This is a genomic window from Roseofilum sp. SBFL (genome assembly GCF_017746885.1).
Lineage (GTDB): Bacteria > Cyanobacteriota > Cyanobacteriia > Cyanobacteriales > Desertifilaceae > Roseofilum.
Window position 1 is genome coordinate 1 of the sequence record NZ_JAGHZH010000168.1, and the last position, 8,502, is coordinate 8,502.

Annotated in this window: 8 protein-coding genes and 1 pseudogene; 5 read left to right on the plus strand and 4 right to left on the minus strand. The window is 47.4% G+C overall.

Annotated features, from left to right (window positions below; all coding sequences use genetic code 11):
* The first annotated feature begins 219 nt into the window (after nucleotides 1–219).
* Both J7545_RS18070 and thiS read left to right on the plus strand, forming a co-directional pair.
* The gene (locus J7545_RS18070) at nucleotides 220–1,305 is read left to right on the plus strand and encodes a thiamine phosphate synthase (protein WP_413038632.1); all 1,086 of its coding nucleotides are present in this window, start codon (nucleotides 220–222) and stop codon (nucleotides 1,303–1,305) included.
* Nucleotides 1,306–1,314: 9 nt separating this feature from the next.
* Entirely contained in the window at nucleotides 1,315–1,524 is a 210-nt protein-coding gene (gene thiS, locus J7545_RS18075) for a sulfur carrier protein ThiS (RefSeq protein ID WP_318698204.1), read from the plus strand.
* Nucleotides 1,525–1,537: 13 nt separating this feature from the next.
* Here thiS and dnaG read toward each other — a convergent pair whose 3' ends face one another.
* Nucleotides 1,538–3,463 carry a DNA primase gene (gene dnaG, locus J7545_RS18080; RefSeq protein ID WP_318698205.1) on the minus strand — a complete coding sequence of 642 codons (1,926 nt, stop codon included), beginning with the start codon at nucleotides 3,461–3,463 and terminating at the stop codon, nucleotides 1,538–1,540.
* A 59-nt stretch (nucleotides 3,464–3,522) separates the two neighbouring features.
* On the opposite strand from dnaG, the gene J7545_RS18085 reads away from it, so the two are divergent.
* Entirely contained in the window at nucleotides 3,523–4,896 is a 1,374-nt protein-coding gene (locus J7545_RS18085) for an N-acetylmuramoyl-L-alanine amidase (protein WP_318698206.1), read from the plus strand.
* Nucleotides 4,897–5,245: 349 nt separating this feature from the next.
* On the plus strand, nucleotides 5,246–5,518 hold the full coding sequence (locus J7545_RS18090; protein ID WP_318698207.1) for a hypothetical protein: 273 nt from the start codon (nucleotides 5,246–5,248) through the stop codon (nucleotides 5,516–5,518).
* 91 nt (nucleotides 5,519–5,609) lie between these two features.
* On the opposite strand, the gene J7545_RS18095 is transcribed toward J7545_RS18090, so the two are convergent.
* From J7545_RS18095 to J7545_RS18105, 3 genes are all read right to left on the minus strand, one after another.
* Complete coding sequence (locus J7545_RS18095) at nucleotides 5,610–6,791, minus strand: LptF/LptG family permease (RefSeq protein WP_318698208.1); 1,182 nt, start codon at nucleotides 6,789–6,791, stop codon at nucleotides 5,610–5,612.
* 27 nt (nucleotides 6,792–6,818) lie between these two features.
* Nucleotides 6,819–7,547, minus strand: a complete 729-nt coding sequence (gene lptB, locus J7545_RS18100) for an LPS export ABC transporter ATP-binding protein (protein ID WP_318738131.1) — start codon at nucleotides 7,545–7,547, stop codon at nucleotides 6,819–6,821.
* A 146-nt stretch (nucleotides 7,548–7,693) separates the two neighbouring features.
* Nucleotides 7,694–8,158 (minus strand): LptA/OstA family protein, encoded by a 465-nt coding sequence (locus tag J7545_RS18105; RefSeq protein WP_318698211.1) that lies wholly within the window; start codon nucleotides 8,156–8,158, stop codon nucleotides 7,694–7,696.
* A gap of 202 nt (nucleotides 8,159–8,360) precedes the next feature.
* Between J7545_RS18105 and J7545_RS24175 the strand changes: the two are divergent.
* A pseudogene (locus J7545_RS24175) lies at nucleotides 8,361–8,492 on the plus strand (RNA-guided endonuclease TnpB family protein); the annotation flags it as partial.
* Nucleotides 8,493–8,502 lie beyond the last annotated feature (10 nt).

Consider the following 8,502-nt stretch of genomic DNA (forward strand, 5'->3'; position numbering starts at 1 on the left):
CCGCAGGACTTGCGGTGTCAGTCTGTGGAGCGAGTGTAAGACCCGATCTGAGTAAATCTGTGAAGGCAACTGCTATGAAGCAGAAACCTAAATTGTGAGGTTTAGGAATCCCCGTGTCTTTAGACCGGGGAGGATGTCAACCAGACTTGATATGACCTATTACCAGCGCTTCGCGCTATATGGCAGGATATCCTAATGGTGAACGATCAAAACGGGGTAATGGCGGAGCTATACAACGGTCAAGTTATGGGAAAATCTGTTATCTATCGCATTTTAGATGCCAATCTAGACCGCGCCAGGGAAGGATTGCGGATTATTGAGGAATGGTGTCGGTTTGGGTTGAATAACCCAGATCTGACCCAGGAGTGTAAGCGGTTGCGCCAGGAGTTGGCTCAATGGCATACGGCAGAAATTCGGGCAGCTCGGAATACGCCAGACGATCCGGGAACCCAGTTAACCCACGAACGGGAGGAGTATCGAGGAACGATTCATCAGTTGCTCCAGGCCAATTTATGTCGGGTTGAGGAGGCACTGCGAGTTCTAGAGGAGTATGGCAAGCTCGAAGATCGGCAAATGGGCCGAGTGTGTAAGCAAATGCGCTACCGGGTGTATACTCTGGAGAGCCAATTAATGGCCTATGGTCGCCATCAGCAGCTTTTAGAGGCGCAGTTGTATTTGGTGACTTCTCCAATGCCGGAGTTGTTGGAGGTGGCCGAAGCGGCTTTGCAAGGCGGGCTGAAACTGATTCAATATCGGGATAAGAATACAGAGGATGGGGAGCGTCTGGTTTTGGCTCAGAAGTTGCGGCAATTATGCGATCGCTATGGCGCTCTGTTCTTGATTAATGACCGCGTAGATTTGGCGTTGGCGGTCGATGCCGATGGGGTTCATTTGGGACAACAGGATCTTCCCATTGCTGTAGCGCGGGAAATTTTGGGGCCTCAGAAAATTATTGGTCGTTCGACGACGAACCCGGAAGAGATGAAACAGGCGATCGCCGAAGGAGCAGATTATGTGGGTGTGGGGCCGGTGTTTGCCACTCCAACGAAACCGAATAAAGCGGCTGCTGGCTATGATTACGTGCGCTATGCGGCTGGGCATTGTCCCATTCCTTGGTTTGCGATCGGTGGCATCGATGTGAATAATTTTAATGAGGTGCTAGAGTCGGGCGCGAATCGTATTGCTGTCGTGCGAGCGATCGTGGAAGCAGAACAACCCACACTGGTGACCCAATATTTCCTCTCCCAATTGATCCGGATGGAAACGATGAAAGCGATTCAAAAACCTCAAGCAGTGAGGGGGTAGAGGTTGAATATGACAGATGTAACCTTACAAGTCAATGGGGAATCTCAAGCTTGTGCCACAGGCATGAGTTTACCCCAGTTCTTAGAGTCCATAGACTTAAATCCGCGCTTGGTAGCCGTGGAATACAACGGCGAAATTCTCCATCGCCAGTTTTGGGATACTACTGAGATGAAAGAGGGCGATCGCCTGGAAATCGTTACCATTGTGGGTGGAGGATAGGGGGATGGAGTCCTCAACTCCTACCGACTAATTCAGTAACTGTGGTACTTCGTAGCCGCTCGCACTCTTTTTCTCGCTGCTTATTGTAATATAACTGCTCAGTGAAATAGTCATAACCTCGCGGATCGAGTTTAGGATCGATCTTAGCGAGGCGCTCGGCTGCATAACTCCTGCGCTTACCACACAAAATTTGCTCTAAAGTTAAGGCTGCTTTGTTAATCGATAAAATGGGATTTTGAATATCAGAAAGATGCTTTTCTTGCAAATAAAGTAAGGGATGAAATTGAGCGCTATAATTGGGAAATTGCCCGACCCCATCTTGCAGTTTAGAGACTAAATCCGAAGAATCTACAGGTAAGGTTTCCCGCAAACTTTCAATCTGCGACCAGAGGAACCGATGGGGGGCACATTGGAAGAGGAGATTGCGATCGCCCATAATCTGCAAAAAATACTCTCTTGCCTCCGGTGCATGGAGATAAATGCGTAAAATCAGGCTCTCTGTCTCGAACAGCAAGCGATCTTCTGGGGTAATCTTAACCTCAATTTTGGGAATTTTGGGATCGGTCTTGGTTTTGGGGGTGCGGCGTAGGCGTTGTATCTGTTTGACTAAGTCTTCGGCAATGAACTTGAGGCGATCGCTATTTCCTTGACTGAGATATTCGGCACAGAGATTAATGTAGTACGTGCGCGTGGTTGGATCTTCAATTTTGCTCAGGAGTTTCACCCATTCTTGAGCTACCTGTTGAAAGCGATCGGCAGCTTTGAGGTCTTTTCCTTTTAAGGTTTGTTCAATTTGCCAGTCGAGCCATAAAGGAGCTTGTTGAACCAAGTCTAAATAAGGTTCCCGACTCCCAGCAGATTTCAGGAATTCATCGGCATCCTTGCCTTGGGGAAGATTCAGGATTCTCAGTTGAATTTGGCCGTGATAAACCAAATCGGAAATTTCAGAAATCGCCCGTTCCGTGGCGGTGGTTCCGGCTTGGTCAGCATCAAAATTGAGGAGAATGGATTTAGAGGGCGTATAGCGCACCAGTTTTTTTACCTGGGATGCACTTAAGGCAGTTCCCAGAGAGGCAACAACTTCGGAAATACCGGCGGCATGGAGGGCGATCGCATCAAAATAGCCCTCAACTACGATCGCCCGATCCTGTTTAGAAATGGCTTTTTTGGCCCGATCTAAGCCAAATAATAGATTGCCCTTATCAAAAATCGGCGTTTCTGGAGAGTTGAGATACTTGGGTTGCGCCTCACCGAGCGATCGCCCCCCAAACCCCACAACCCGTCCCTGAACATCGTTAATCGGAATCATCAGGCGATCGCGAAAGCGGTCATAATAACTCGCTCCCGACTTGCGCTCGATCGCCAACCCCGCCTGCTCCACGACCTTCACCGAATAGCCCTTAAGCTCCACCAAATAGCGATATAAGGTCTGCCATCCAGCCGGTGCATATCCCAACCCAAACCCCTGGATCGTCTCCTCAGATAAGCCTCGCTGCTCCTTGAGATAGGACATTGCCTCCTGTGCTTCTGGTTGATGGAGGGCATGTTGGAAAAAACTAGCGGCGATCGCCACCACCTCATACAATTGTTCCTGAAGTGATAACTGACGTTGAAACTCTTCCCGTTCCTCAACATCTAACGTGCGGATCGGCACTTCATAGCGCCGCGCCAGATCCAGCACCACCTCCGAAAACGAGCTATTATCCAACTGTTTCAGGAAACTAATTGCATTTCCCCCCGTTCCACAGCCAAAGCAATAAAACATCTGCTTCGTGGGACTGACGGTAAAACTAGGACTTTTTTCCTCATGGAACGGACATAACCCCACAAACTCCCGTCCCTTCTTCTTCAGAACCACCCGTTCCGAGATCACCTCAACAATATCAACTCGTTGTTTAATCTCTTCGATCGTATCTGGATGCAGTCTTGGGGTACTCATGGCTGGCAAAACCAACGATAATGTTCACAGTTTAGTGGCAATAGAGAACGTAAAGGATTATGGGAAGAATCTTTCTATCTGCGGGTCATGGAGGATTTGAAAACGGAATGCGCGATCCAGGGGCGATCGCCGGAGGAACCACGGAAGCGCGGGAGATGATCCAACTGCGAGATTTAGTCGTGGCTGAATTGCGATCGCGCAATCTCGAAGTTCTCAGCGTTCCCGATGACCTCAGCGAGGCACAAACCATTACTTGGATCAATAGTCGCGCTCGCTCTGGAGATATTGCTCTCGAAATCCATGCTAACGCCTTTTATAATCCTTCCGTGCGTGGAGCCAGCGTCTTTTACATCGCCAATAACGAAGAACGTCGCGCCCATGCCGAATTAATGCTCTTAGCTCTGTTACGTCGCGTTCCCCAACTCCCCACCAGAGGCGCAAAACCCGATAGTAATAGTGGTTTAGGTAGACTCACTTTTATTCGTAATATTTATATTCCCTCCCTGTTCATGGAAGTTGGATTAATTACCAACCCAGAAGACCGCGCTCTCCTGCAAAATCGTCGCCGGGATATGGCCTTGGGGATCGCCGATGGTCTATCGGCTTGGAACCGTGGCGTTAATCCCTCTCCTAGTCCTGCGCCCAGTCCTTCACCCACTCCGTCATTCCCAACTTATCCCCCCATCAACATTAATATTAATGGTCAAATTTATGGGGAAGAAGGTATGATTATTAACGGAAACTCCTATATTCCCATTGATCTAGTTGACCAATTAGGCATTGATTTAACCCAAGACCCCGATGTACGCCGGATTAATTATCGCAATGTTGTTTATATTAAGGCGATCGAGCTGCGAGACTATAACATTTCTGTAAGTTGGGAAAACGCAACTCGGACTGTCGTTTTGCGATCGATTTTGAAGCTCTGTCCTGGTGAGCTAGACCGGATTATGGGCCACGGCAAAACAACTGAAGTTCAACTGATGATGTTCCTCAAGGCTAATGATGAAAAAGGACTCCAAGAATTTCCCGATCTGCCTCGTCTCTATCGAGAGGAAGGAAGCATTGAAGGAGTCAATTATGATATTGCCTTTGCCCAAATGTGTTTAGAAACTGGGTTCTTAAGATTTGGCGGAGAAATTCAACCCAATCAGAATAATTTTGCCGGTTTAGGGGATGTGGGGGGGAATGCTGCGGGTGCATCCTTTCCTAGCGCTCGGATCGGTGTAAGGGCACAAATTCAACAACTCAAAGCCTACGCGAGTACGGAACCTTTAGTCCAAGAATTAGTGGCTCCCCGATTTCGATTTATTACCCGTGGTATTGCTCCTTTAATAGGTCAACTCAGTGGCCGTTGGTCAGCCGATCCCCAATACGGACAGAGAATCTTAGCCATTTTGCGTCGGTTGTATGAATCCGCTGGCTTGATTTAAATCACAGACAAAAATAGATTTAATTACATAGAATTCTAGGGGGTTTTAACAAATATTTCAGGAAGATTAAGAATACATAAACAAATAGGGAGATCCCGCAATAAATCACGATAATTGAATAATTCAAGAGATCATAACACTTGGATTAAATATTGGATTAAATAGTAGTGAATAACACAATTTTCACAAAGTTAAATTGCTAAAATAACACAAAAATTAACAATCCGTAAGATTGCTCAATCCAGGTGCAACATAGTTCAATAGAGGTATAAACATGTTAAGTGTTGAAGACAAAAAAAAACTAGAAATTCTTGGGTGTAAATTTAAAGCATCTAAAGCGCCGTATCACATGATGATTGACAGTTTGCTCAGTCCAGATACAACATTGCTGTATATGGCTTGCTTACATGATGATGGTCACATAACCGAAGATGAAAGATCGCTGTTAGATTGGTTTAAGCGGTTTTCGGTACAATCGGCTCAATTATCTCTTTCAGATCAAAGAGAAATGATCAATGCTGCTTTCCATGGTTATTATTCCTACCGCTATCAAGGACAGAAAACTAAAGCAGTCAGTTTAGAAACAGCAGAAGTAGAATCTAATCAATCTTCTGTGGCTTAACTCTAGTGCTACGCGCTAGGAAATAGGAAATAGGCTATTTTCCGGTGTTTCTGTGTCTTTACGTCCCTACATCCTCCCCTCTTCCCTTTCCCTAGCGGACAACTCGCCAGAGGAGTAGAACCCCTACACTGAAGGCGGATAGGGTGGGTAACCATCCAGCGATCGCTGTAGGTATAGCTCCACTTAAGCCAAGAGCATCGCCCACAGACATCAGGAGATAGTAGCTAAAGATAATTAAAACGCTTATGCCGAAACCGGTGGCTCGTCCAGCCGTGCGTTGGGGACGAGTCCCTAGGGCAGCCCCCATTAAGCCAAAGGCAATACAGGCGAAAGGAATGGCGAAACGCTGTTGAATGCGGATTTGCAGTTTGCGAATTTGCTTTTGATCGCCACTCGTTTTAACAATTTCTAGGTAGTTGAGGGATTGGGCAATGTTCATTTCTTCATAGTTCGTCCCAATGGAAGCGAGATCGAGGGGAGCGCGGGGAAGTTTGAGTTGTTGGCGATCGAATTTGACGATATTTTTGAAGGAGCCGGATTGATCGACGACGTAGATCGTGCCGTTGAAGAAGTCCCAAGTGCTTTCATCTTGGTTCCAGGAGGCGGCTTCGGAGATGATGATTTGTTTAAATTGGGATTGGGATCTGTCGAGGATAGTCAGTCCTTTCATTTCTTTGCCATCGAAAAATTCGGCATAGAAGAGGCGGGTTAAAACACGTACTCTTTTCCCATCAGCGAGTTCTTTGCGCTGGTATTCGGGATAAAAGATGTTCATCGCCTCTTGTAGGGGCGTTTCCTGTTTGAGCGCTCGCTCTAGGGTGAGGGTGGCTTCTCGTTTGGCAGCAGGAACAACGAGTTCATTGAAGGTGAAGGTAATACCCGTGAGAAAGATACTAAAGATGAGGGTGGGAAGCAGGAGACGGTAGAGGCTTACTCCACAACTGCGCAGGGCGATCAATTCGCTGTCGCTGGAGAGGCGACTGTAGGCGATGATGCACCCGAGAAGGAGGGCAGTCGGGATGGCGAAGGAGATGAAGTAGGGTAGTTGGAGAAAAAAGACTTTGAGGGCGATCGCCACAGGCAGTCCGGCTTCACTCACTTGGCGGACGAGATCGAAGACGGTACCGATCGCCACTCCTACGGAAGTAAAGGCTCCGAGTCCAAAGAGAAACGGGAAAATCAGTTCCTGGATCAGATACCGATCCATAACCGAAACGAGGGAAAATTTGGGGCGTTGGAGTTTGATGTCTTCCTGAGAAACGCTTGAAGTCATATAGGCGGTTAGGAGTTAAGGATGAGGTTACCGTTGGAAATTATCACCTAAATAATATTGTCGCACTCTGGGATCTTCATAGAGTTCTTCCGCATTACCAGAGGCAAGGATTTCCCCATCGCGCATGATGTAGGCTCGATCGGTAATGGCGAGGGTTTCGCGGACGTTGTGATCGGTGATCACAATTCCCAAATGGCGATCGCGCAGCTTGGCGACGAGGGTTTGAATTTCGGAGACGGCGATCGGATCGACACCAGCGAAAGGTTCATCTAAAAAGAGAAATTTAGGTCCATCTTTACCCGCAGCTAGAACTCTAGCTAATTCAGTGCGTCGGCGTTCTCCTCCTGAAACCTTAATCCCTTTAGTCTGGGCAACGGTTTGTAGACGAAATTCTTCGAGGAGTTTTTCCGTGCGCCAGTGCCATTCCCTGCGTGGGACTTGGGTTTGTTCCAAAACCAGTAAAATATTCTCGCGCACGGTGAGATAGCGAAAAATACTCGCCTCTTGAGGCAAATAGCCAATACCGAGTTTAGCGCGTTCGGAAATAGAGAGGGCGGTAATATCGCGATCGCCGAGCCAAATTTTACCTTGACTGGGTTTTTCTAAACCAGTTCCCATATAAAAGGTGGTGGTTTTTCCAGCTCCATTGGGCCCAAGTAATCCCACAACTTCTCCTTGTGCCACGGAGAGATAGACGCGATTAACCACTGTTCGTTGTCCATAGGATTTATGAACGTTATCCAATACCAACTTCACAATATTTGCCCATAAAACTTGTTTTGAATTGCCAGCACTGACCGATTAACTATACCAGATCGGGTTAAAGTATCTGTACAGAAGCTTTGTGTACTCCTGACTCCTATAGAACTCATAACCTATTCCCTATTCTCTAGCGCATAGTTCTACAAATCAGGAGTTGGGGGTAGGGGTGCCGGATTACCCGCGTTATCGGTGGATTCCGGAACAATATAAATTGCTTCGACTTGTTGCCCTTGGCTCTGGGGTAGGGCGACAAAACGACCTTCATCAATTAGATAAGTAACGGTTTCTCCTCTGATGCTATTGCCTTCTTGGAGAACATAGACGTTACCACTCAGGACAATCCGCCGTTCGCGGCTAAAATATTGAGCTTGGGCGGCTGTCGCTTGAATATTGCGGGCTGGATAGAGAACCTGTACATTACCTCTGGCGGTAAGGACACCGGTTCTAGAATTGGCTTCTTGAATGTCTGCTCGCAAGGTAATAGCCCGATTTTGGCTATTTTGGGAATAGGCAGCCGGTAGGCGAGGGATTCCTAGAGCAATGGGGATCATTAGGGCTAATGTGCCCACTAAATGGCTCCAATGGGGCGATCGCAAGGTTTTCATAAGCACGATGTTCTCTTGGCTGGGTTGGTTTCTCTTTTTCTTTACCTAGGATACTGTAACCGGAAAGGGAGTGTGGAGTTTCGGGGTTCACATCAATAGGGAGAGGGTGCAAAACTCAGTTACGCTGAAAACCTTGACTCGAACCTTTGGGCTATCCCCATTTGAACTGAGTATTTTACTCAGTTGTGCTGGACAAGCTACTAATCGCGATATAAATGCGAGTAAGAACATTTTGGCCGCAGGACTTGCGGTGTCAGTCTGTGGAGCGAGTGTAAGACCCGATCTGAGTAAATCTGTGAAGGCAACTGCTATGAAGCAGAAACCTAAATTGTGAGGTTTAGGAA